Annotated in this window: 20 protein-coding genes and 3 pseudogenes; 8 read left to right on the plus strand and 15 right to left on the minus strand. The window is 67.1% G+C overall.

Translation table 11 applies throughout. The features are described 5' to 3' along the window. The first annotated feature begins 27 nt into the window (after nt 1-27). Nucleotides 28-594 (plus strand): hypothetical protein, encoded by a 567-nt coding sequence (locus ACIOD2_RS44000; RefSeq protein WP_400551500.1) that lies wholly within the window; start codon nt 28-30, stop codon nt 592-594. A 245-nt stretch (nt 595-839) separates the two neighbouring features. Beyond that, nucleotides 840-1,293: pseudogene (locus ACIOD2_RS44005) on the plus strand (alkaline phosphatase family protein); the annotation flags it as partial. A gap of 104 nt (nt 1,294-1,397) precedes the next feature. Here the strand turns inward: ACIOD2_RS44005 and ACIOD2_RS44010 are convergent. From ACIOD2_RS44010 to ACIOD2_RS44040, 7 genes are all read right to left on the minus strand, one after another. Then, entirely contained in the window at nt 1,398-1,559 is a 162-nt protein-coding gene (locus ACIOD2_RS44010; protein WP_400551502.1) for a hypothetical protein, read from the minus strand. A 136-nt stretch (nt 1,560-1,695) separates the two neighbouring features. Beyond that, a complete protein-coding gene (locus ACIOD2_RS44015; RefSeq protein ID WP_400551503.1) occupies nt 1,696-2,277 on the minus strand; it encodes a carboxymuconolactone decarboxylase family protein in 582 nt (193 codons plus the stop codon). Further along, nucleotides 2,264-2,596, minus strand: a complete 333-nt coding sequence (locus tag ACIOD2_RS44020; RefSeq protein WP_400551505.1) for a hypothetical protein — start codon at nt 2,594-2,596, stop codon at nt 2,264-2,266. Before ACIOD2_RS44020 ends, ACIOD2_RS44015 begins: the two co-directional genes overlap by 14 nt. Nucleotides 2,597-2,645: 49 nt before the next feature. Then, a complete protein-coding gene (locus ACIOD2_RS44025) occupies nt 2,646-3,134 on the minus strand; it encodes an SRPBCC family protein (RefSeq protein ID WP_400551507.1) in 489 nt (162 codons plus the stop codon). An 80-nt stretch (nt 3,135-3,214) separates the two neighbouring features. Then, on the minus strand, nt 3,215-4,447 hold the full coding sequence (locus ACIOD2_RS44030; protein ID WP_400551509.1) for an RNA polymerase sigma factor: 1,233 nt from the start codon (nt 4,445-4,447) through the stop codon (nt 3,215-3,217). Next, nucleotides 4,444-4,818, minus strand: a complete 375-nt coding sequence (locus ACIOD2_RS44035) for a YciI family protein (RefSeq protein ID WP_400551511.1) — start codon at nt 4,816-4,818, stop codon at nt 4,444-4,446. The genes ACIOD2_RS44030 and ACIOD2_RS44035 overlap by 4 nt, the downstream gene beginning before the upstream one ends. Nucleotides 4,819-4,993: 175 nt before the next feature. Beyond that, a complete protein-coding gene (locus ACIOD2_RS44040; RefSeq protein ID WP_400551512.1) occupies nt 4,994-5,599 on the minus strand; it encodes a TetR/AcrR family transcriptional regulator in 606 nt (201 codons plus the stop codon). Between the two features lie 128 nt (nt 5,600-5,727). Between ACIOD2_RS44040 and ACIOD2_RS44045 the strand changes: the two genes are divergently transcribed. The 3 genes from ACIOD2_RS44045 to ACIOD2_RS44055 are packed head-to-tail and all read left to right on the plus strand — an operon-like array spanning nt 5,728 to nt 8,168. Beyond that, nucleotides 5,728-6,345: a stage II sporulation protein M gene (locus ACIOD2_RS44045; RefSeq protein WP_400551514.1), complete on the plus strand. Its 618-nt coding sequence runs from the start codon at nt 5,728-5,730 to the stop codon at nt 6,343-6,345. A gap of 42 nt (nt 6,346-6,387) precedes the next feature. Then, the gene (locus ACIOD2_RS44050; protein WP_400551516.1) at nt 6,388-7,512 is read left to right on the plus strand and encodes a sensor histidine kinase; all 1,125 of its coding nucleotides are present in this window, start codon (nt 6,388-6,390) and stop codon (nt 7,510-7,512) included. Next, complete coding sequence (locus ACIOD2_RS44055; protein ID WP_400551518.1) at nt 7,509-8,168, plus strand: response regulator; 660 nt, start codon at nt 7,509-7,511, stop codon at nt 8,166-8,168. Before ACIOD2_RS44050 ends, ACIOD2_RS44055 begins: the two co-directional genes overlap by 4 nt. On the opposite strand, the gene ACIOD2_RS44060 is transcribed toward ACIOD2_RS44055, so the two are convergent. The 6 genes and pseudogenes from ACIOD2_RS44060 to ACIOD2_RS44085 form a co-directional block, all read right to left on the minus strand. Continuing rightward, nucleotides 8,161-9,039 carry an alpha/beta fold hydrolase gene (locus ACIOD2_RS44060; protein ID WP_400551520.1) on the minus strand — a complete coding sequence of 293 codons (879 nt, stop codon included), beginning with the start codon at nt 9,037-9,039 and terminating at the stop codon, nt 8,161-8,163. The two genes, ACIOD2_RS44055 and ACIOD2_RS44060, sit on opposite strands and share 8 nt — an antisense overlap. A gap of 361 nt (nt 9,040-9,400) precedes the next feature. Next, nucleotides 9,401-9,673, minus strand: a pseudogene (locus tag ACIOD2_RS44065) (IS110 family transposase); the annotation flags it as partial. Nucleotides 9,674-10,220: 547 nt separating this feature from the next. Beyond that, nucleotides 10,221-10,565 carry a hypothetical protein gene (locus tag ACIOD2_RS44070; RefSeq protein WP_400551521.1) on the minus strand — a complete coding sequence of 115 codons (345 nt, stop codon included), beginning with the start codon at nt 10,563-10,565 and terminating at the stop codon, nt 10,221-10,223. A 492-nt stretch (nt 10,566-11,057) separates the two neighbouring features. Continuing rightward, nucleotides 11,058-11,333: a hypothetical protein gene (locus tag ACIOD2_RS44075; RefSeq protein ID WP_400551523.1), complete on the minus strand. Its 276-nt coding sequence runs from the start codon at nt 11,331-11,333 to the stop codon at nt 11,058-11,060. A gap of 454 nt (nt 11,334-11,787) precedes the next feature. Continuing rightward, nucleotides 11,788-12,573 (minus strand): hypothetical protein, encoded by a 786-nt coding sequence (locus ACIOD2_RS44080; RefSeq protein WP_400551525.1) that lies wholly within the window; start codon nt 12,571-12,573, stop codon nt 11,788-11,790. Between the two features lie 452 nt (nt 12,574-13,025). Beyond that, nucleotides 13,026-15,911 (minus strand): hypothetical protein, encoded by a 2,886-nt coding sequence (locus ACIOD2_RS44085; protein WP_400551527.1) that lies wholly within the window; start codon nt 15,909-15,911, stop codon nt 13,026-13,028. Between the two features lie 542 nt (nt 15,912-16,453). Here ACIOD2_RS44085 and ACIOD2_RS44090 point away from each other — a divergent pair. Both ACIOD2_RS44090 and ACIOD2_RS44095 read left to right on the plus strand, forming a co-directional pair. Further along, nucleotides 16,454-16,912, plus strand: coding sequence for a pentapeptide repeat-containing protein (locus tag ACIOD2_RS44090; protein WP_400551529.1), 459 nt, complete (start codon nt 16,454-16,456; stop codon nt 16,910-16,912). A gap of 91 nt (nt 16,913-17,003) precedes the next feature. Beyond that, nucleotides 17,004-17,240, plus strand: a complete 237-nt coding sequence (locus ACIOD2_RS44095; protein WP_400551530.1) for a hypothetical protein — start codon at nt 17,004-17,006, stop codon at nt 17,238-17,240. Between the two features lie 37 nt (nt 17,241-17,277). Here ACIOD2_RS44095 and ACIOD2_RS44100 read toward each other — a convergent pair whose 3' ends face one another. Further along, nucleotides 17,278-18,237, minus strand: a complete 960-nt coding sequence (locus ACIOD2_RS44100) for an IS3 family transposase (RefSeq protein WP_400551532.1) — start codon at nt 18,235-18,237, stop codon at nt 17,278-17,280. Next, nucleotides 18,194-18,379 (minus strand): annotated as a pseudogene (locus ACIOD2_RS44105) (transposase); the annotation flags it as partial. The gene ACIOD2_RS44100 and the pseudogene ACIOD2_RS44105, both read right to left, overlap by 44 nt. A 405-nt stretch (nt 18,380-18,784) precedes the next feature. On the opposite strand from ACIOD2_RS44105, the gene ACIOD2_RS44110 reads away from it, so the two are divergent. Further along, nucleotides 18,785-22,411 (plus strand): hypothetical protein, encoded by a 3,627-nt coding sequence (locus tag ACIOD2_RS44110; RefSeq protein WP_400551534.1) that lies wholly within the window; start codon nt 18,785-18,787, stop codon nt 22,409-22,411. Nucleotides 22,412-22,613 lie beyond the last annotated feature (202 nt).

Consider the following 22,613-nt stretch of genomic DNA (forward strand, 5'->3'; position numbering starts at 1 on the left):
CGGTCGGTCAATCAAGGGTAAACGGCAGTGGACGGTGCGCGTGAGCACGCACGTCAAGAAGGGGATGCACGGTTCGCCATGGCATTGGGGACGGACGACCGGTCGGAGGAGTTCCTCGAGCATGCCCGCCGTGCCTATGGAGACCTCCGGAATCCGTACTACGGATTCTTCGCTGACGCGCTGGGAAACAACCCGTGGAAGTCGCTCCTGAACGGGTTCCGGGAGTTCCTCGTCGTCGAGGACTGGACTGACCCGCTGGACGTCAGTTTCTCGTATGTCCTGAACTCGCATCGCCGGAGCCGGTCGGGCTGGCTGCTGTGGCTGTCGGGGGTGGGGCCGTACGCGTTGCTCGCGTACGGCGGCGACCCCGATACGACATTGGCACGCGCCGACGTAGTCACCGATTTTGGTGAAGACAGGCCCGCGGAAGAAAGGCGCATCATCGAGATGCTCCGGGAAGCAGGGCTGACCTTGCTCAGCGCCGAAGAGATCGAGGCGACCGTAGATTTCCACCCGCCGGACGGTCGTTTCCCGGTGTCCACGTTCACGATGCTCTTCGGCGAGTCGGACGTGCCTTGGTGGCATGACGGATAGGCAGTTTCACGAAACGCAGTAGACCGGCAGAAGGGTTGTCTGTGAATTCCACTCGATGCGCCCGCTGACCGTGGCATTGGACAAACGGTCGCGATAGCTCCTTACGCGGAGGCTGATCCAGTTCAAGAGGGGCACTCGCAGAGGCTCTGCGCCATGCTCATCGGCCCGGCCCGGCGGGTGCCCACCCAGCACCCGGCGAGCAGCAGCGGCGATCTGGTCTCAGGGGCTTTCGCCGTCCTGGTTCAGAGGACGACTCGCAGGCCGGTCTCGACCACGTCGACGGCCACCGGGCCCCGGTGTAGATCATCAGCCCGTACGCCCAGCATGGCGTCGTCGACAGCCACTGCTACTCGCAGATCACGATGGTCCGGACGATCGAGCAGATCCTCGGGGGCAAGCCGATGAACCAGAAGGACAGCGCGGCGACGCCGATGAGCGCGGCCTTCACGCGGCAGCCGGACTACACGCCGTTCACCACGTTGCCGAACCGAACGTCACTGACGGCCGGCCTGGCGACCCAGCCGTCTGCGGCTGACCGGTCCGAACGCGGTCGCCGACTACGCCAACCCCGCGCAGATGAACCACTACACGTGGTATCAGGCGCACGGCTGGCAGGTGCCGTACCCGGGTGAGCAGCAGGTGGTCGCCCCGGACCAGGTCCCGGGCGCCTACATCCCGTCGGCGGACTCCGACGGCTGACCGGACACTTTCACGGGCACCTGGCCGGCGTCCCGGTCAGGTGCCCGCGACGTGCTGTTTGCGCGCGGAAAGGGTTTCCGACCGTGGCCCGCCGGTCACGGCGTTCATCCGGCCTTGTCGGCGGCCGGGGCCGCGGGTGCCGGGGTGGCGCTGAACCAGCCCTGCCAGCTGGCCGGCGCGCCGGAATCGCCGATGCGGTAGATGTCGTAGAACAGGATCACCACCAGGACAGCCAGGATCGCGTTCGGGCCGGAGCCGGTGATCATCGGAATGTGCCCGGCTCAACTTTCTTGTGCCGCCGGCAGCGGCGTGGCATTGAATCCTGGCTGTGGCACCCGACGTCTGGCCACTCGCCAGGCCGCCGGGCGCCGCAGTCACGTTGATACGCCGGCTGGCCGCGGGTCAGGCGTAGCCGCGTTTGAGCAGCATGCCCGCGGCCTTGTCGAACTCGGCGTCGGTCGGGATGGCGAAGCCCAGCGCGTTGGCGTAACGAGTGATGATGTTGAACACGGCTGCGACTGCGGCCGCGTCTTCGAGTTGTCGCCGGGTGACACCCGCGGCCAGCGCCGCTTGGATCTGATCACTTTGCAGTTCGTCCGGGCGCACGGTCATGGTTTCCAGCACGGCGAGCGTGGCGCGCAGGGGGGCCGAAATGGGCGCCGTGTGGTAGTCGGCGAGGGCGGCGTCGGCCACCGCCTTGTTCATCCCGTGCACGGCGATGGCGCGGTGCGCCCCGACGCAGAAGGGGCACGAGTTCCACTTGGCGACCATCGCGGCCATCAATTCCCGCTCCGCCACGGACCACTCGCTCGGCCCGCGCATCACGTCTTGCGTCCACGCGCCGAGGGCGGTGCCGACGAAACCCTTGTGGTAGAAGGCAACTCGGGCCGCGTCCGGGAGACGCGCACCCAACGCCATGGAGATGACCCGGATCAGCAACTTGCTGCGGAGACCGTCACCGTGTTCGACTTCAGGCAGGCGCATCGGTCGCCTCCTCGATGACCCGAACCGCGGTGTCCCAGCGGGCCAGGCCCGCCCCGATGCAGGCGGACATGACGACTTCGAACGCTGCCTTGTCGCTGCCTGCCGCCTGCCGGACGGCGGCGACCTCGGCGTCGGTCACCCGGTAGGAGGCTTCACCGATCTGCCGGGCCAGCTCGTCGTACGGCTCGGCAACCGGCGGTCCGCCAGCTGCCCGGGCGGCCACCGCGGTCCGGAGCGCTGCCTCGGTGACTCCGGTGTCGCCGCTGACCGCCGCGCGCAGTGTTCCCGCTCGGTCGCGGTGTGAGTCGTGGGTGCTCATGTGGCCTCCCCGCTGTCCAGGATCGGGTCCGGTGTGGACGGTATCCGGTTCAGGCCTCTGCGGCATCCCGTTGCGTGGTGGCGCGGAACCGGTCGAGGTACAGCGGCCAGCCCGAGCCGGAGCCGAGGTTCGAGAAGCTCTCCCAACCTTCACCGTGCCGGTCGAGGTGCCGGTGTTCGAGTGCGACCCGGGTGCGGTCGGCACCTTCGGCGGTGAACCGGATCTCCACCTCGCTGGTGTGGCCGGGGTCGGACTCCAGCTGCCATCGCGGGCTGATGTCCCAGCTGAGGACCAGACGGTCCGACGGCTCGTAGGCAAGGACCCGCGCCCAGGTGCACCGGCTGCCATCGGTGCCCACGTCGTACACGCTGCCGCCGGCCTTGGGCTCGAGAACTGTCCGCTCGATCGGCACCGCGAGCAGGTTGTGCTCGCGCGGCTTGACTTCGTCGAACCGATCGGTGAACACGCGGAAGGCGTGCTCGACGGGAACATCGACGACGATGTCGGCTTGAACTGAGGTCGGTGACGTGCTGCTCATGGAGTGGTGTCCTTTCGGCGAGTCGTCGGTTGACTCACCAGAGGACGAACAGCTGCCCGGCTTCTCGACATTTCATCGCTTCACTTTTCACTTTTTTCGAGCGCGTGGATGCGGCCGGCTAGGTAGCGCTGGTCGGCGGGGGTGGTGGCGAGGTCGTGGGCCCGCCGGTATGCCGTGGCCGCCTGGTCCGTGCGGCCGAGGCGTCGCAGGAGATCGGCGCGAGCGGCGTGCAGCAGGTGGTAGCCGTCGAGACCCTCGATCCGGTCGATCAAGGCCAGTCCTTCGACCGGGGTGGTGGCCATCGCGACCGCCACGGCGTGGTTGAGGGCGATCACCGGCGACGGCGTCAACTCGGACAGCTGCTCGTACACCGCGGCGATCGCGGGCCAGTTCGTGTCGTCGGCCGTCGGCGCCTGGGCGTGCAGGACCGCGATGGTCGCCTGCAGCAGGTAGGGCCCGGGCGCGCCGAAGCGCAGGGCCCGGTCCAGCAGGCGGACGGCTTCGGCGATCTCGGCGCGGTCCCAGAGTGACCGGTCCTGGTCGTCGAGCAGAACCAGGTCCCCGGTTGGCGTGAACCGGGTGGCCGAGCGCGAGTGGTGGGCCAGCAGCAGCGCGACCAGAGCGAGGGCTTCCGGTTCGTCGGGCATGAGGGTGGCGACGAGCTTGGCGAGCCGGATCGCCTCCTGCTGCAGCTCGCGGTAGTCCGGCTGGTCGCCGCCGGCGGTGTAGCCGCGGGTGAAGATCAGGTAGATCACGGCGAAGACGCCGGAGAGCCGCTCGGGCAGGAGGCGGTCGGTGGGGACTTCGAGGCTGATTCCCGCGTCGCGGATCTTGCGTTTGGCCCGCACGAGCCGTTGCGCCAGTGCCGGCTCGGTGACCAGGAAGGTCCGGGCGATCTGCCCGGCGGTCAGGCCGGCCACGGCCTGCAGCGTGAGGGCGACCCGCGTCTCCTCGGCCAAGGCTGGGTGGCAGCAGGTGAAGATGAGACTGAGCCGCTCGTCGCCGACGCTGAGCAGGCGATCCTCGTCGAATTCCACGTTCGCCGCCTCCGGTTGTCCTCCGAGCTGGGCGAGCTTTTCGCGACCTTGACGGGCACGCCGGAGCCGGTCGATCGCGGTGTTGCGGGCCGCGGTCAGCAGCCAGGCGACCGGGTCGTCGGGTGTCCGGTCCGCCCAGTTGCGCAGGGCGAGCGCGCAGGCGTCCTGCAGCGCGTCTTCGGCGAGTTCGAAGTCGCCCAGCACGCGGACCAGGGCGGCGAGCATCTTGGTGCGGTGTTCGCGGTAGGTCTCCAGCAGGATGGGCGCGGCTGTCATGCGCCCGTCGACGGGCGGTGGTCGAGGTCCGGGACTCCGGCGATCGGGCGGACCTCGATCGTGCCGTCGGCAGCCATCGGGCAGAGGGCGGCCAGCTCGAGGGCTTCGTCAAGGTTGCGGCAGTCTAGGACGTAAGTGCCGCCGAGGTGCTCGTGGGTCTCGGGGAACGGGCCGTCGGTGATCAGCGTCTTGCCGTCGCGGACGCTGACGGTCGTGGCGGTGTGCTCGCCCATGAGGGGGTGGCCGGAGACGAACGCGCCTCGTCGGCGGCATTCCTCGGCGAAGGCGTTGACCCTGGCCAGCGCGTCGGGGAAGGCCGGGTCGCCGGGTTCGGGGCGGTTGCAGTTGTAGATCAGCAGCATGTAGTGCACGTGTCCTCCAGCTCAGCGGTTCGGGTGCGTCAAAGAGGATGACGAGTGGAACGACCGTAACTCGACAGCACCTTCGAAGATTCAGGCTGAGTGTTGCGGAAGCTCGGTCGTAAGCCGCGGCGATGGGTGACGTGGCGCCTGTCGGCCGCAGCCGGCGGTCCCCGGTGACCGTCCGTCAGGATCGGGAACCGAGGACGTGGTCGACGGCCGCGTGCAGCGTCTCGGTTTCGGTGGCCAGGATCGAATCCTCGGACGGCAGGGCCCTCGCGATGGAAAGTCCGTTGAGGACGGTCACGAGGAACCTGGCCCGCCGCGGGTTGTCCCCTTCGGGAAGGGCGCCTTCGCCGCTCAGGACGGTCAGCCAGTACTCGACCCGGCGCTGCGCCTCCCGATCGATGGCGAGGTACGCCGCGCGGCTCGCCTCGGTCGGTTCGGGCTCGATGTAGCTCTTGAAGATCTGGCCCCACCCCGCCCGGGCCTGGTCGCCCACGCCGGCGAGGGAGAGGACTTGCCGGAGGCAGTCGATCAGCCGGTCCCGCGCGGACACCGATCGGTCGTGGATCCGGTCCTCGGGCGCGATCGCGTCGTAAATGCCGGTCAGCACGGCGTCCTGCAGGGCACGCTGCGTCGGGAAGTGGTACCGGAGCGAGCCGGTGCTCACGCCGGCCCGCGCCGCGACCGCCCGCACGCTGAGCCGCGCGCCCGGGTCCTCCCCGAACATCGCCATGGCCGCCCGAAGGACCATGTCCCGGCTGCCGGTACCCGTCTCCTGCTCAGCCATCAGCACCTCTCTAACACACTGTACTAGCACGCTGTGCTACTGTCGCCGCCGACCGCACTAGCACAGTGTATTAAAAGCGTGGTGAGGCGGTCGACACGGTTACCCGACGAACGAATGGACGTGAACCCATGGACCGCCTCCGCAGGCCGTTCCAGATCATCCGCGCCGACCTCCGGGCGTACCTCCTCGTCAACGTCTTCGTCTACGGAATGGTGCTCCTCGGCATGGCGCTGGGGCTGCTCTTCCCGGACCTGCACGCCTCGCGGGCCGCCTCGTTCGCGGGAGGCGGGCAGGGCGCGCTCGTCAACGCGGTGATCGGCAACGGGTGGGTGTTCGGCACGGTCATCTTCCTCGTCAACGTGTTCCCGACCGCGCTGCTGCTGATCACCCTCCCGTCGCTCGTGGTCCCCTTCGCGGGTCTCGTGGTCTTCGCGATCAAGACGCTCGACCTGGGCATCACGCTCGCTCCCGTCGACGCGACGTCGCGGCTGACTCTCATCCCGCATTCCCTCACGTTGCTCATCGAGTTCCAGGCCTACGTGCTCGTGATGTTCGGCGCCTACCTGCTCGGCCGGTCCTGGCTCCGGCCCGCGACGGTCGACGCACCTACTCGCCGGCAGGGATACCTGCGTGGTCTGGGACTGCTCGGCCGGCTCTGGCTCCCGGCGCTCGCGCTCTTCGTCGTCGGCGCCGTGTACGAGGCCGTCGAGATCTACTTCCTCGTGCCGCTGGTGCTCGGGTCCTGAACGCCGGGCGCCGGCGGCGCACGTACGGAATAGGCTGCCCGTGTGGTGATCCTCTCGCGGGACTCGAAGCTGTGGCGCGCCGGCGTGATCTGCTATCCCGTGGTCGCGCTAGCGCTCTTCGCCGGGTCCCTGCTGCCGGCCTTGCAGAGCCACGGGACGCAGTTCGGCGGTATGCCGTTTCGTCCTTACGACGCGCTGGCCCTAGCGGCGGTCGCCCTCCAATGCGTTCCCCTCACGGTGTGCCGGCGATGGCCGGTCGCCTGCTTCGTGCTGGTGTCGCTCGGCTTCGCACTCGACCAGCTTCGTGGTTACCACTCGTTCGCGGGCACCGCGCTCCCCATCGCCTTGCTGACCGCGGGACTGCTGCTGGAACGGCGCCGGCGCACCGCCGCGCTCGTGTTCTCCGCGGCGTACGTGGCGTTGGTGGCCGCGTTCGTCCTGCTCGGCGGAGACGAATCGCTGGACGGCTACGTGACTTTCTACCTCGCGCTGGTGCTCGCGTGGGGGATCGGGACGTGGCTGCGTTCCACTCGGGCCGCGGAGGCCGAACGCCGTCGTCGCATCGCCGAAGACACTCGCGCGGCCGAACGCGCCCGCATCGCCCGTGAACTCCACGACGTCGTGACCCACCACGTGACGACGATGGTCGTGCAGGCCGAGGCGGCTCGCTACCTGACCGCTGCGCCGGAGCGGCTCGACCGGAGCCTGGCCGCCATCGCCGGCACCGGGCGGCTGGCCGTCACCGATCTGCGTCATCTGCTCGACGTGCTCAACCCGGACCACGGAACCGCCGACGGGCTTCTCGCACTCGTGGAGCACACCCGCCGGGCCGGGCAGCCGGTCGAGTTCGTCGAGGAGGGCACGCCGTCGACGTCGCCCGCCGGTCCTGTTGCCTACCGGGTCGTGCAGGAAGCGTTGACGAACGCCCTCAAGCACGCCCACGGCAGCCCGACCTCGGTGCAGGTGCGGCACGGCGACCGGGAGATCACCGTGGAGGTCAGCACGGAGGGGTCCGGCCCGGGCACCGGGTCGCCCGGCGGGAGCGGACGGGGCCTCGCCGGTTTGCGCGAGCGGGTCGACGTCCTGGGCGGCGACTTCAGCGCGGGCGGGAAGACCGGCGGCGGGTTCTCCGTGCGGGCCCGCATTCCCGCGGGGAGCCCTTCGTGACCACACCGATCCGGGTCCTGGTCTGCGACGACCAGATGCTGGTCCGCACCGGGCTGGTGACGATCATCGACGCCCAGCCCGACCTCGAGGTGGCGGGCGAATGCGGGGACGGACGGGCCGCGGTCGACCTCGCCGCCCGCCTCCGCCCGGACGTCGTGGTGATGGATGTGCGGATGCCGGTGCTGGACGGCATCGAAGCCACCCGGCTGCTGGCCGGAGCCGGTGTGCCCCAGCCCAGCAAGGTGCTCGTGGTGACCACGTTCAACCTCGACGAGCACGTCTACCGGGCACTGCGCGCCGGGGCGAGCGGGTTCCTGCTCAAGGACGCGCCGCCCGACCGGCTGCTGGACGGGATCCGGACCGTGGCGACGGGCGCGGCTCTGCTCGATCCCGACGTGACGCGCCGGCTGGTGGGCAGGTACGCCGCCCGGATCCGGCCCGTCGACGACGACCCGGGCGACATCCCGCTGACCCCGAGGGAGCTCGAGGTGCTGCGGCTCATTGCGGACGGCTTCTCCAACAGCGAGATCGCCGCGACTCTCATGATCAGCCCGGAGACCGTCAAGACCTTCGTGTCGCGCATGCTCACGAAGCTCGGGCTCCGCGACCGCGTCCAAGCGGTCATCTACGCCTTCCGCCAGGGCCTGGTCACCTGACCGGCGTGGCCTGCAGGACGACGCGCCGGATCGCCTGGACGGCGAGGTCGGGCTGGTCGAGGTAGATGTAGTGCTCGCTGCCGGTCGCGGTGGTCAGGGAGCTGTGGCTGGAGATCGCGAGCCACTTCTTCTGGCCTTCGGCCCACGCCCGCTCCAGGGCCGGCCCGTACTCGGGAACGGCGGCGAGGTAGGGCTTCCCGTGCTGGATCACCTCCACCGGGATGTTCCCGGCGGACCGGACGTCACTGTCGGGAGCTGCCAGCTTCTCCGGGCCTTCCCCTTGCAGCACCGTCAGGGTTTGCGCACGCAGTTCGGCCGCTGTTCCGGTGGCGGAGTCCGGTATCCCGGCCCGGAGGTCGGCGGTCTGGGTCGGGGAGGTGGCGTCCATCAGGACGAGGCCCTTGACCCGGTCCTGGTGGTCGGGGGAGTACCGGGCGGCGATCAGCCCGCCCAGCGAGTGCCCGGCCAGCACGACCGGCTGGTCCCCGGCGACCCGGTCGACGACCGCGGTCAGGACCTTCCCGGTGCTTTCGAAGGTCTGCGGCCCGTCGGGCTGGTCGCTGGCGCCCGCGCCGAGCCGGTCGTAGGAGCAGACCCGGTCCTTGCCCGCGAGGGACTTCTGGAGGGCCGCCAGTTTGTCCAGCCCGTCGCCGCCACCGTGGAGCAGCACGACGACCGGATGTCCGTCGACCGGATCGCCCGAGCAGGACACGTTCACCGAACGGTCGCCGACCTTGATCTTCTCCGTGCCGGTAAAGGATGTGCTCGCAGGCGGAGCCGAGTCCGCGTCCGGCGCCTCGTCGCAGCCTGCCAGCGCCACTCCGGCCACGGCACAGCACAGGACGAGAGCCGCGGATGTCCTACGGGACATGATGTACTCCTGGTACGAAAGCGTTGCGCGTAAAGACTTACGCAGCGAAAGCTACGGATCAGGAGCTCTGGAGGCATCACCATTCGGTGGACACCTTCACGTAGCTCGCACGGGTGACGTCGACAGTCCGTTGCGGCACTTCGGGAACAGCCCGACGTGCCCGAGGGCACCACAGATGCGCCGGATCCTCTGGAAGTCGGTGGGCCCTGGTCATCGGGGTGCCGTGCAGGCGAGGCAGCCGGCAAAACGATGTCCCAGAGGACCTATTCGCCTTCAAGGGCCGTTGTGTGGCTATGGCAGCGGAACAACCGGCCGGCGGTGCCGAACCGGTGCCCCTTCGGGGGGTGTCCCTATGTGGTTGTCAAGCCGCAGCGGGAGCGGGTTCGGGGTGGCGGTAGTGGGTGTCATTGCGCAGCATCGCGTAGAGGACGTCGCAGCGTCGGCGGGCCAGACAGATGAGGGCGGCGTTGCGCTTCTTCCCCTCGGCCCTCTTCCTGTCGTAGTAGGCACTGCCGGTCGGGTCGGACAACGCGGCGAACGCGGCCAGGAAGAACGCGCGTTTGAGCTGGCGGTCGCCGGTCCGAGCGGGGTGCTCGCCCTTGATGCTGGTGCCGGAGCTGGGCGGCGCGCGGCCGGTGTTGTGGTGGGTTGGCGGGGTGTCACGTCCCCGGTGGGCGCGGTCGTCGGCGTCGTGGGGGACTAGTACCCGGTGCAGCGTAAAGCGGTGTTGTGACCTGCCGGTCCCGCTGAGCGGAGCCCTCCCCGACAGCGTAAGCGCCACCACCGACAATTCCGTGCGCCCGGAGCGTGCCCGGGACGTGTCGACCGCGATACGCATCGCGCGGCGCTACTGGTCGCCCGACGAGGTCGGTGTGCGAGCTACGCTGGAGACGGTCGTCCGGTAAGTCCTCATGCTCGGCAGCTCGGCGGAGGCCGGGCTCGAGCACCAAGGTTCCGAAGACCGTCGCCTCGCGGTCCGCGGCCGGGTCGGACGTTATCGGCGGCGCGATCGCGATCGGCGCCAGCTCGACAGCGAGTCGCGAGTGGTCCGCGAGCGCCGGGCCCCCGTGGCTGGTGTCGTGGGCAGCGCCTCCCTGCCGTTGACCGGTGCCTTCCACATATCCGCAGCCTATTCGAGCCGGCAGGGGTCTCGCCGGTACTTCGCTGTGCGGTCCAGCGTTTCAGAGGTTGATGTTGCCGTGGATGTCGCGCGCTTGCACCACTTTGCCGGTGACGTTTCCCGTGACCTGGTTGTGGACGCCGCCGTGAGTGCGGTCGATGTCCGGGAGCCTTTGCCACTCCGTCCGGAGGGCGTCGGCGAACGCCTTGTCGTCGGATTCGGCTTGGTGCAGTCGTTCGGCGAGTGCCTTGACCGGTTGCGGGTCGTCCTGAGCCGTCACGGCCGCCTCGAGGGCGGCGGTGCCGGCCGGATCCTTCGCGAACTTGCGTTTCACCAGGTCGTACAGGCTGGTCGCGCTCTTCGCGGCGAGTGTAGCGGCGATGGCGACCAGGATGGGTTCGGGCATGGGTTCAACTTAGCCGTGGCTGGGGCCGGGAGCCAGGTCGTTCACTGTCGCGCCAGCGGCTACCTGGAGCCGGATTCGGCGCAGGCTGCCTTATCTGCACGCAGCATCGCGAAGTAATCGCGGAGGAGGTAGTCGGGGTCTCCGGCGGCCATCGCCTCGCGGCGTAGTCGTCGGCCCAGTCGAGCAGACGCTGTCGGTAGCAGGTTAGCCTAGAACCCAGCATCGACCGAGCGTCGGCCAGGAGCTGTTCGTGCGTCAGCACATGGACGTCGAGACCGGACTGGCGGCGTTCGGGCGGCCGACGGGCGAAGCTGCGGCCGCTCGCGGTGTGCAGGCTGTCCTCGATCTGCCACTCCGAGAAAGCCTGTCAATTCGGCCAGGTCCGGCGTCGTGAGGCCGCCGGCGGTCGCTGTAAGCAGCCCGAGCAGGTCCTGCTCGATCGAAGAGCCGCGGAGTAGGCGTTTGAGATCGGGTTCTTTGGCGTCGCGCACCTTACGAGCCATCTTCGGATGGGGTGAGCCGGCGGACGATTGCCGGTTCGCGAAGCGGATGGCGGTCAGGCACGTCGTCAGGTAGAGCCGGGTTGTCGCGCCAGGAGACGATCACGCGCATCCCCGCGGGTGGTCTCATCGGGAGCAGGGCGGCGATGCTGTGCGCATCGGGGCTGCCATCAAGGCCAAGGTCTTCGTCCAGCCCATCAACGACCAGCGCGAGCCGTTCACCGCGCCAGCTGCAGTCCTGCGCCACTTCGGCCAGAAGCCCGAGCATGCCGACCTCCTTGGTCGACTCGGTGACCCGGGGAGCGGAGTCCCTCGGAGCGCGCAGAGCTGCTCGAGAAGGTTGTCCACGAATGCACGGCGATCGCTCTGATCGGGCTGGCTGCGCGTGATGAAGAACGCGATTATCCGGACTCCAGGGGGCGGATCGAGGACGAATGTGTGCTCGGCAATGCCGACTTGCCCGACCAGGCGTCCGCACGCCACCACACGTCGGTCCCCGCGGTGCCGGGCGAAGTGCAGAACCTGGCCAGTTCGGCGAGTTCCTCGTCGCGGTCGATCAAAGGGAGGGGAGCGAACGACTCGACCCGCGTCAGGTAGTAACTGCGCACTGGTTCGCCGTTGCCGACGTGCACGGGGCAGCCTGGATCACCGGACCGGCGACCTTGCCCGAAGCCGAGTTCTGTGTCACCTGGTCATCTTCCCGGACCGCGCCGGCGTCCCGGTCAGTTTACCCGGTCGGGACCGTGGTGGAACCCGCCGTGGAGGTGGCCCACCTGGATCGCCGTGCCGAACTCGCCGCCGCTGATCACGTTTGTCGTCGCCGGTACTTGAGACTGCGGGTCGGCCTTCGGCGCCGGCCTGGGGACGGCGCCCAAGCCGTGGCGCAGGAGGTCGCCGCTAGGGCATGGTACGTACAAGCGGACGGTGCCCGAGTACTCCTTCACCGTCACAGCCTGTGCCACCACCAGCGACGGTGGGAGCGGCGCGTACTCCGTCAAGACGACGTCTTCGTATACCCGCTCGGACAACGCCACTGCGAGGAATGTCTGTCCGGGGTCGGAACGTGTGAGGAGGTCGCGGACCTCAGGTGCATCGAGCAGCCGGTGAGTGGTGATCACCGCGCCGCCGACAGCGGCGGCTGAGCCACGGCCGGGGGCCAGAACGGGACCGACGTTCAAGCTTGCCCGCATCCGCATGCGCGCGTGACCGGGGCCGGACGACCGGGCGTCTCGTTCCGCCAGGACATCCTGCAGCGTGTCGAAGAGCCGCATCACCACCGTCGGCAGGTGCCGCGTGGCGAACCCGAGTCCGAATCCGTCGCCGGTACCGTGCGGGAAGAGCGCATCACCCCAGACGTGTGCCAGTCCCGCGCGTTCGAAAGCCAGCGCCAGCACACCGGGAATCTCCTCCGCGAGAACCGCCTGACCTCGGTCGGAGTGGCCGCCGAACCCCTTGGCGTCCACAACCAGCACGGCCCGGTATGGCGGTAGTTCGACCTCGCCCGTCATCCTGCTCCTAGCCTTGTCGTCGCGATTTCGGTCAGTATCGCCGCAGACCGCCCGCCGGGCACGCGATGTCCGCGAACTGTCACGTTCAGGGCGATGTGACCGTGGCGTCCTGCTGGCCCAGCCGACGGGCAAAGCGGACGCTTGCGATCGTTGGCTGCCAGTGCCTGGTCTACGAGTGACCGAGGTGGGGTCACGCTGGGCGCGGTGACAGTCGTCAGAGTGGGCGGCCGGCGTTTCGCCGATGTGGGCCAAGCTGGCTGCCGAGTTGCGGCTTGGCTCCGGGGCGGCGCCTACTGCGTGGACCGGGGCCGGCCGCGACGACGCCCTGACCGGACGATACAAATGACGGAAACATCAGCGGTGGCGGCAGTACATCACCTGATGGGGACCGCAATCGGTGCCGGAGTCGAAGCGGGGACGAGCGGCGGAAAGCCCAGAGGTCTCGGCCCCCTTCAGGGCTTGTACTCCCATGGCATCGAAGTGGAGCCATCCGGTTCCAGCCCGAACTCGGAGAGTTGGCGCCATGCTGAGAGATGTTGGAGGTGTCGTGCAAATTGGAGCAACGCGTCCGGCGAGCCGCCGTCGGCGCACTCCCGGGCAATGCGCTCTGCCGCTCTGCGGTCGCCGCCGCTCCATCGTTTCCGGGCAAGCCGGCTGAGGGGCTTGAATGAGCCGAGGTCGGCAGCTTGTAGTGCGAGGTGATCGGCGTCGTCTTCACTCTGCGACGAAAGCAGGGCCACCAGTCCGTCAGGGTGTCCTCCCGCCGCTGCGGCGAGTGCCAGCCGCCGAGCCTCGTCGCGATCGCCCTGCTCGACAAGCAGCGTGATTAGTGCAGCCAGAGCGCGGGTGCTTCCGGCGACCATCACCAAGTCTTTCAGGTCTCCAGTGCTGAACGGTCTTCTCTTCCCTTTACGGAGCAAGGCTATGCCGGAGAGTACTGCCAGGTCACCCGCATCAGCCGCGATGCGAGCAAGTCGTTCGGCCTCTCGATACCGGCCTGCCGCCTCCTGCCATCGAGCCAGCGTCCGGAGTGCTTCGCGTCGGTCGGTGCCTTCGACGAGGGACAAAACACGCTCGGCGCCGTCGTAGTCTCCCTTATCGCAGCGTAGGTCTATCAGCGTTGTCGCTGCAACGGTGCCTCCTGCGAGTACAGCCAGTCGAACAGTTTGCTCGGCCTCGGCGGGATTGCCCCTGGATTCGCATCGCTTGATCCAGTCGCGCTGAGCCAGCTGGTCGCCGGCGTGTGCGGCCGATCGAAGGAGCTCTTCGGCATGAGCCCTGCCCGCTGCCTCTCGCGTTCGGCCGAGTTCACCCAAGATTGACGGATGCCCCGCGTCGGCAGCTTGCCGGGCGAGTCGGATCGCGCTGTCGTGCTCACCCGTGCGTTCTCGTCTCTGTGTCAATTCGTTCAAGATGCGCGTGCAGCCTGCGTTGGCCGCGAGATGGGCGAGTCGCTCGGAGGTCTCCGTGTCACCGGACTCCTCGTGCAGGAGTGCCAGTTCTTCGAGGGCCTCGGAGTCGCCCGCGGCTACGGCACCCTTGAGGAATGTGATGGCCTTATCGTGGTCGCCTTTGCGGTGGTGCACCCGAGCCCGGATTCGCAGGACTGACGGGTGGTCGTTGCCGGCGACATGTCGAAGCGTGGCTTCGGCCTCGTCGTGACGGTTGGCGCGTTCGTGCGTGTGTGCGAGTTCCACGAGTGCGGGTATGTTGCCGGCAGCGGCCGCACCGCGTACGAATCGGTCGGCGTCTGCGATATGCCCTCGAGAGCGACGTACCCGTGCTACTTCGACCAGCGCGTCGGAATGCCCCATCTCGACAGCAAGATGGCCGAGACGTTCTGCGGTGCCGTGATCGCCAGCGGATTCTCGTAGCTGCGCGAGCCGACTGACCGAAGTCGCGTCGTTCGTAGAAGCCGCACGTTCAACCAGGATGCGTTCGGGCATGGGGCGGTTCGCTCCTGCCCGCATTCTCTCCAGCGCGATCAGAGCCGGCCCGTAGCCTGCGGCGCTTGATCGGTCCAGCAGGTCCGCCGCCAGCCGGAAGCGGAGCCGATTCCTGGCACTGTCCGCGAGAGCTGCCAGGTCGGCGGGACTGTCTGAATACCGCATGGTGGCATCCCAGAAGCCGGCTGGTGGCATGATCCTGTTTCGGCTGCGGCGGCCGTACTGGTCGATGTAGTCCGCGAGGCGGTACACGCGAGGATGGGAGTCGGGGGATGGGATGAGGAGCCTGCCTTTGGCGACGTGGGCCGCGGTAAGTTCGGTCAGTGCGTCGTCGAACCAGCCGGAGTCCAGCAGGTGCTCGCGTCGCTCGCGTTCATCCAGATTGGCCAGGGCTGCGTGCTCGAGCAGCAGCGCAGGGAGCCATTCGGAGTGACCAAGGCGGCGCGCGTCCATGGCGGCATGAATGACGGCACACGCGGGAGTGGTCAGCCAGATATAGCGATCGACGAGGTCCGGCGCGCCCGCCAATTCTTGTACGACCGCCCCGTCCTCGGCTCGCTGGACGGCTTCCCGCAGCCGATGGTCCGAGCTCGACCGTGCGGCAGTGAGTTCGTCGCCGCCGAACCTGTCCGGGACGCGGAGCGTGTGTCCGCGAATCAACGCTCGTGCAGAGTCGTGACGATCGATCGACTGTTGCGGTCTGCGCATGATTTCGTGGCGATATGCAGGCCACAGCGTGCCGAGGACCAAGATAGGAGCGCGGCCGCGGTCGACGAGCAGGCGCCTGAGCCCGTCAGCGATCGCTCGTGCGAGGTCGGGAGACGGGTCGAGCAGATACCTCTGGGCTTCGTTCAGCCAGACGACTGTCTTGGGGCCTACGAGAGGTAGTTCCGCAAGGAACTGCTCGGGGGCGAGAGGGTTGAGCGAGGGCCACAGACGCCACCCAGCTTTGGCAAGACTTGCTGTCGCGGGACCGTCGATGGGTCGATGGAGAGCCTCGAAGCATGCTCGAGTCTTACCCGACGTCGAGTCGCTCACCAGGACCACGATTCCGGACCGGGCTTCCGGACCACCTGCGGCACGGGCTGCCGCACGAAGTTCGACGTCATGCGCTCGCTCGATGTATGCGGTTAGCGTCTGCTGTCCACCGCGAGGTTCTACGGCTGGATGAACTCCGAGCTCATCCGCCGTCATGCCGCTAATAGGAGCACCGACGGCAGAAGGCATCTCGGAGGTCGGTGGGAGGTGGTAGTGAATCCCGCCGCTGATGGTCCCGGCCGTCACGACCGAACCGGAAACCGTTTCGGCGGACACTGCGTTGCGCACCGTCGATGCCGGAGACGGTGCGCCGTCATCCCTGCGGGGGTCAGGTGCGGCATCGAGTTCCGTCATCAACCCTCCCGATGCGTCGTATAGGCTTCATAGCTTAACGGCGTTGCTTCAACGACGTGCCAACGCGAACTATGTCCTGAAGTCCTGACCTACGGGCACGGTCCGCCAGGTGCGGGCTCTGCCTCGCTGCAGACCCGTGTGTCAAGTCCTGAAGGGCATTCGTCGCCGGCAGCCTGGCCTTTACCAGGTAGTAGGACGGTCTCTGAATCTCCGGTTCCCGCCTGCAGGATGAGGGTGCGGTAGGTTCAGCGCCGAGTTAGGGGAGCCGACCATGCCGCAGGACGCAGAACGACAATCGCATAACAGAGTTACGGGCGCGGTCTACGGCACCAGCTTCCAGGCCGGCGTCGTCTACGGAGACGTCCACCTGCACGAGCGGACCACGGGCTCTGCCATGACCGGATTGGGGCATGCAGTCGAATGCCTGTCCAGCAGCAACGTCGTGACCAGGATCGCCGGAGCTTCGCCAATTCGTCGTTGACGTGCTGTGCTCGTGCCTTCGTGTCGACGACCGGCTGCAGTAGGTTGACGATGAACGCAGAGTGCGCGCTACGGCGCAGCAGATCGTCAAGAAGCACCTCACCGAACCCAACGATGTCACGGCGAGGACATACTATTCGCTTCACGGGAACCGCGAGACCGACGACAAGTTCGGCAAGCAGTACTGGCCGGGGTTGACCGGCGACCTCACAGGGACGACTCTGGTCGACTTCGACGCGTCGGACTGCTGGATCGACGAGGTCGACTTCAGCAGAGCGCGCTTCACCGGTCAGATCACGAACTTCAGCGGAACCTACTTCTCGGCGAGCCCGAAGTTCGATCAGGCGAAGTTCACGATCAGAGCGGACTTTTCGCACTGTTACTTCAACAGTGGCGCGTCGTTCCAGCACACGCTCTTCGCCGCAGGAGCCTCCTTCCGTGAAGCTTATTTCACGGGGCCGTTCAGCCACGTGGGCGTGCACGACAGCGCGATGGACACCACTGGTCTGCGCAATTACTAAATGCGCTTCACCACGTGTCGGCGTTGGCATCGACTGTCTGCGCGTGCACGCCGGACCCGAGCAGCCGAGGAGGTCACAGATTGATGTTGCCGTGGACGTCGTCGGCTTGCACGACCTTGCCGGTGACGTTTCCAGTGACCTGGTTGTGGACGCCGACTTGGGTGGTACTGGCTTCTCGAAGCCTCCGCCACTCCGCACGGAGGACGCCGTCGGACATCTTGTCGTTCGCTTCGGCCTGGTGCAACCGTTCGGCGAGCGCCTTGATCGGCTGCGGGTTTTCCGGAGCGCAGATGCCGCATTGAGGCGGCTGTGGCTGCGGGTTCCTTGAGGTTCACCCCGAACGGTGGACAGGGGCTAACGAGGATTCAGGCAGCCGTGCGGAGTGACTGCTCGAAGTTGTCGGGGCTGAGCATCCCGATCGCGGAGTGCCGCCGCACATTTTTGTAGAAACGAACCCAATTGTCAACTGCGGCAACGAGTTCCGACTTCGTGGCGTACACGTGCCGGTAGTAGTGCTCGTGTTTGAACGTCGACCAGAACGTCTCTGCCGGGCTGTTGTCCCGGCAGATCCCGGTCGCGCCCATCGACCGGCGCAGCCCGTGACCGAAGCACGCCTCCGCCGTCAGATGCGCCGTGAAGTCCCCGCCATGGTCGGAATGTAGAATCGTCCCACGACATCTGCCACCACGGACGGCCACAGCAGCCTCGATGGCGTCGGTGACCATCGCAGCGCTGATATGGGCAGAGATGCTGTAGCCCAACTCTTTCCGGGAGTGTCCGTCCCGGACCGCGCACAAGAACATCTCGTCCTCACCGCACGTCAGATACGTGATGTCGGTTAACCAGACCTCGTCTGGCCGGCCCCGGTCGAAGTGCCGGTCGACCAGGTCCGGCGGGAACGACGCGGCCGGATCGACCACCGTCGTCTTCACCTTGAACGTGCGCGGACTGATGCCCTCGATCCCGATCGAGGCCATGATCTTGGCGACGGTCTTCGCCGTGACCACCTCGCCCTGATCACGCAGCTCGGCGGTGATCCGCGGCGACCCATAGGTGCCGCGGGAGTCCTGGTGCGCCTCGGTGATCTTCACCGCGAGATCGGCGCGGCGTTGGTGCCGCGGTGTCGGCACCGTCGCCGCGACGCGTTTCGCGTGCGCGTAATAACCCGACGTCGACACGCCCAGCAGCCGCGCCATCCGCCGGACCGAGAACCACGTGCGCTGCGGCGAGGTGACGCCGGCAGTCCCGGCGATGTTCGGCCCGCTCGGCCGCCTCCAGGGGTTTGTCGCCATGGACCTCGGCCGCGGTGATCCGGCGTCGTTCATCTTTGACCCAGACACTCAACATGCCCGCATCGATCCCGAGCTCACGGGCGATCTCGGAGATCGTCCGACCGGAATCGATCACGCGGTGAGCAGCCTCGACCTTGTACTCGGCCGTGTACGACCGGCGCTTGCGAGGAGGCATGAGGACATCCTTTCAGCAGGACGACGGGTCCTGCTAACTCGGTGTCCACTACCCGGGGTGAACCTCAGTTCGGCCAATACGACGCCTCCAGGATGGCTTGCCGGTCGGGCCCGGAGATCCGGTCCGCGTAGAAGCCACACGGCATTCAGGAGGTCGTCCTCGCGGATCCGGCCCGCGAGCTGCAGTTCGGGGCCGTGCCAGCTGTCGCTCAACATCCTCCGGACACAGGTGTAGACGACTCGTCCGTGAAAACAAGTCTGTGCACCGCGTGCCCGGATGCTTGCTCAGATCCGCGCCCTAGCGCGACTCCTGTCTTGCTTTCCGGTCGCCGTCGATGGCGTCTGAGGCATATCGCCGCAAGATGACTTAGGCTGGTCAGAACGTGCCACGATCAGGGGGCTGGGGATGAATGCACGGTCTGAGGACGAAAACCGTTCGGCGGTACCTCTTCGCAGTGTCGACAATTCGATCAGCGGCGACGTCTTCGGTTTGGCGGTGCAGGCAGGCGCGATCAACGGCCCGATCACGGTAACGGTTGCCGGTGCGGTGTCGGTACCGCTCGACGATGCGGTCTGTGATCTGGAGCCTGTGCTGGCAGCGGTCCTCGACCATCGATTCACCGGTCGTGAGTGGTTGATCGCCGAGATCGACCAGTTCGTTCAGCGGCGGCGATGTGGCTATCTGTGGATTGAAGCCCAGGCCGGACTGGGTAAGTCCGCTCTGGCAGCACATCTGGTTCGCGAGCGTGCCTGGATCGGGCACTTCTCCCGGGTCAGCCGGGGCGGCACGACCCAGGTCGGACTGCAGAACCTGGCCGGTCAACTGGTAAAACGTTATGAGCTGTGGGATTCGGCGCCCGGTCGGATGTTACCCGAACGGGCGTTCACGCCGGAGGGGTTCGAGCGCATCCTGGGCAGGGCTGCTCGTTGTGCCCGAGAAGAAGGCAAGCCTCTCGTGCTCGTCGTGGACGGCGCGAACGAGACCGAGCAGGCTGACGGGATGCAGCCCTGGGGCTTGCCGGTCGACTTGCCGGTGGGCGTGTTCGTGGTCGGGACCTACCGCACAGGATTTGTTCTCCCTCCTGCTCGGCCGTCCCGGATCATGCGTATCGAGGCTGAAGACCCGCGTAACCATGAGGACGTCGCGCAGCACCTTGACGCTGTGCTGCGCGACGAAGACTTCGTCAGGCGCCTGAAACTGGCTGGCTTGACGCGACAGCAGTTCGGGGCCGATCTCGCCGAGCGGTGCGGTGGGGTCTGGGTGTATCTGCGTTACGTCCTGGATGAGATCCGATACGGATTGCGTGATCCGGGACAGCTGGACAGTTTACCTGCCGATCTGACTTCCTACTACACATCGTCGTTGGAGCAGTGGAGCGGCCATCCGCGTTGGCACGACGAGATTCTCCCGTTGCTCGCCACTTTGGCGGTCGCCGGAGAACCGCTTTCGACCGGAATGTTGACCGCTGTGTCGGGAGTGGGAGAGTCCGCGGTGAGGCTGTGGTGTCACGGCGTCCTCAGACCGTTCCTGGCGGCCACAAGGCACACGTCGCTCTCGGCATCCGAGGGCTCGCCCAAGGCCGAGCACGCCAAGTCACGGGGCTTTGCGATCTACCATGCGAGCATGCGGGAGTTGCTCACCGGCATCCTGCAGCACGACCGAGATGCGGACCGCAGCTGGATGTGGTCGGAGTTGTTGCGGTCCGCCACAACCCTCGCGCACCAGCGCATCATCGAATACTACGTCGGGTTGTTCGGCGGCTGGGATGGCGATCTGGCCCTTCTGGCCGATGATCCGGGTCTGGCGGCCCGTGACGGCGGCTATGCATTGCGTCACCTCGCCCGGCATCTCGTCCGTGCCGGCCGAGGCGCGGATTTGCATCGTCTGCTGCGGGTTGAGCGGCCCATCGGGCGGAATCGCGCGACGAACCTTTGGTTTGCCGCGCATGATGCCGTGGACACCATCGACCAGTATCTCGCTGATGTCGCCACCGCACGGCAGGATTGCCAGTACCAGACCGAACTCGCCCTGGATGCCGACCGCCCTGCGCCAAGCTTGGCCGGCGAGCTGCGCTACTGGTTGATCGCTGCCTCTGTTGTCAGTCATACCACGAACGTCCCGATCGTGCTGTTGCAGAGTTTGGTGCGGCATCAGGTTTGGACTGTGGATCGCGCGCTGGCCCACGCCCGCCGGCTTCCCACGGCAGAAACTCGCTCGGACGCTCTTGCCGCGATCTTCCGGTATATTTCCGTGGAGCAGCAAGCTCTGGTGCTGACCGAGGTACTGACAGAGCTCACGGCGGTCTCAGACGCCTCTGCTCGCGTCCGGACGCTTGCTGACCTGATTCCTCACCTCGCCGTGGAAGAGCGTGCTGCCAGGCTCATCGATGCTTTCGCCGATGCGGTCACCATCGCCGACACAAATCGCCGGGCCGGGGCTTTGAGGGAGCTCATGCCACACGTACCGGGTGACAAGTTCGCCGAGGCACTCGCCGCTGCCACTGCTGAGGGGCCGGAGCGGCTCCGAGTGCTCGTCCAGATGACTCAGCACGTGGCGAACAGGCACCGCAAGCTGCTCGACGTCATCGCCTCCATCGTCTTCGGTGAGGACCGTGCTCCGGTGGTGGCGGCGCGATTCGATCTGAACCTTCCTGCGGGTGAACAGCTCGAGGTAGTGGCCCAGGCGCTCGCCGCTGCCATCGCGGTCACTTTTGGCTCGTACTACGTTCTGCCGCTGGCCGAGGTCCTTCCGCAGTTGCCGGCAAAACGGCGGGTTACCGTACTGGACCGTGTGCTCCCTCAAGCTGTCGCCGTGGCCGACGAGGCCGCTCGGGCACGCATACTGGCCGAATTGCTGCCGCATGCGCTTGCGACTCAGCGGCATGATGTGTTTGCCCTGGCACTGACCGCGGCACTTTCCGTCCGCAGTGAATCGCAGCGCGCAGGCGCCTTGGCCAGGCTCGCCCCCCACCTTCCGCCTGGGCGCCACGTCGACGTCCTAGCCGCCGCTGATGAGATGTTCGATGAGGCGGCACGCGTTCAGGTGCTGGTGGGAATGCTCCCGCACCTGTCGGATGAGCAGCGACCGAAGGCGCTGACCCGAACGCTGACCACCGCCGAGGGCATCGAAGATGAAGTGGTCCGGGTTCAGGCTTTGGTCAGTCTGCTTCCGCTCCTGCCCGTCGATCAGCAGCCGACAGTGCTGGGGGAGGCCATGGCGACCGGTTGCGCCATCACCAACGAGGCCCTGCGCATTTTCGCGTTGGCCGAACTCGTTCCGTCGGTTCCGGCTGGGCGCTTGGTCGAAGTCCTGGCCGCGGTAACCACCTTCACCGATGGGCTCGCCCGGTTCGATGCGTTGCTCGGCCTGCTGCCGTATGTGGATAACCAGGCCGGCCCGGCGGCGAGGGCCGAGGCTTGGGCTGCCGCAACGGCCGCTGATGAATACGTCGGTATTCTGCGATTGGTGGACCTGGCTCCGCACCTGTCCGCCGAACAGGTCGCCGAGCTCGTAACCATGATCGTCGAGTTCGAAACCGAGGATGCGCAGGCCGGATCGTTTGTTGAACTGGCCCCGTACCTCTCCGTCGAGCAAATGGCCGAGGTGATGGCCACTACGTTGGGCATGACCGACCATGCGTCTCGTCTGCGGGCACTGACCCGCTTGTTTCCGTTCATGTCGCCCGAGCAGCAGCGTGTGGTGATGGCAAGCATCTCGGCGGTCGATGGCGAGACCATCCGGTCGCGAGCGCCAACCAGAGTGGAAAGGTCTCTGTCCGATGACCGGTCCACCACTGTCTCGAGCGCAGTCCTGAACCAGGCTGGAACAGTACATGCGGTCGCCCCGGAGCCCGGCGAACAGGCTGCTGGTGTGGACGTCCGGGTGCTGCGTGCACGATTTCAAGGAGTCGATAGAGCTGCCGCTCTCCACGCACTCGTGCCTCTTGTTCCCGCACTGCAGTCCGTGGCGGGACACGGATTTGCCGGACAAGTCGTGATGGTCATGCGCGACGTATACCGTTGGTGGGCGTAGCGAACACAGTTCGTCGGCGCGGACGGGCCCAACGCTGGGACGTTGTCTTCGATCTGTGCGAACTGTCGGTTGGTGGACGCCGGTGCCTGGTCGATCGAATCGGAGCAGTCCAGGATCGAATTGGGCACGCTGCGGTTGCGCGGCTGGCATGTCACGGCCGTGCAGCCTGCGGGCGCCGGAAACGCTGTCGTGGGTGCTGACC

The sequence above is a fragment of the Amycolatopsis sp. NPDC088138 genome (genome assembly GCF_044741685.1).
Classification (GTDB): domain Bacteria; phylum Actinomycetota; class Actinomycetes; order Mycobacteriales; family Pseudonocardiaceae; genus Amycolatopsis.

Coding starts and splice junctions, on each gene's coding strand:
- ACIOD2_RS44010 (WP_400551502.1), bottom strand. CDS start 1,559: ATGATCACCGGCTCCGGCCCGAACGCGATCCTGGCTGTCCTGGTGGTG.
- ACIOD2_RS44015 (WP_400551503.1), bottom strand. CDS start 2,277: ATGCGCCTGCCTGAAGTCGAACACGGTGACGGTCTCCGCAGCAAGTTG.
- ACIOD2_RS44020 (WP_400551505.1), bottom strand. CDS start 2,596: ATGAGCACCCACGACTCACACCGCGACCGAGCGGGAACACTGCGCGCG.
- ACIOD2_RS44025 (WP_400551507.1), bottom strand. CDS start 3,134: ATGAGCAGCACGTCACCGACCTCAGTTCAAGCCGACATCGTCGTCGAT.
- ACIOD2_RS44030 (WP_400551509.1), bottom strand. CDS start 4,447: ATGACAGCCGCGCCCATCCTGCTGGAGACCTACCGCGAACACCGCACC.
- ACIOD2_RS44040 (WP_400551512.1), bottom strand. CDS start 5,599: ATGGCTGAGCAGGAGACGGGTACCGGCAGCCGGGACATGGTCCTTCGG.
- ACIOD2_RS44045 (WP_400551514.1), top strand. CDS start 5,728: ATGGACCGCCTCCGCAGGCCGTTCCAGATCATCCGCGCCGACCTCCGG.
- ACIOD2_RS44060 (WP_400551520.1), bottom strand. CDS start 9,039: ATGTCCCGTAGGACATCCGCGGCTCTCGTCCTGTGCTGTGCCGTGGCC.
- ACIOD2_RS44070 (WP_400551521.1), bottom strand. CDS start 10,565: ATGCCCGAACCCATCCTGGTCGCCATCGCCGCTACACTCGCCGCGAAG.
- ACIOD2_RS44075 (WP_400551523.1), bottom strand. CDS start 11,333: ATGCTCGGGCTTCTGGCCGAAGTGGCGCAGGACTGCAGCTGGCGCGGT.
- ACIOD2_RS44080 (WP_400551525.1), bottom strand. CDS start 12,573: ATGACGGGCGAGGTCGAACTACCGCCATACCGGGCCGTGCTGGTTGTG.
- ACIOD2_RS44085 (WP_400551527.1), bottom strand. CDS start 15,911: ATGACGGAACTCGATGCCGCACCTGACCCCCGCAGGGATGACGGCGCA.
- ACIOD2_RS44100 (WP_400551532.1), bottom strand. CDS start 18,237: ATGAACGACGCCGGATCACCGCGGCCGAGGTCCATGGCGACAAACCCC.
- ACIOD2_RS44110 (WP_400551534.1), top strand. CDS start 18,785: ATGAATGCACGGTCTGAGGACGAAAACCGTTCGGCGGTACCTCTTCGC.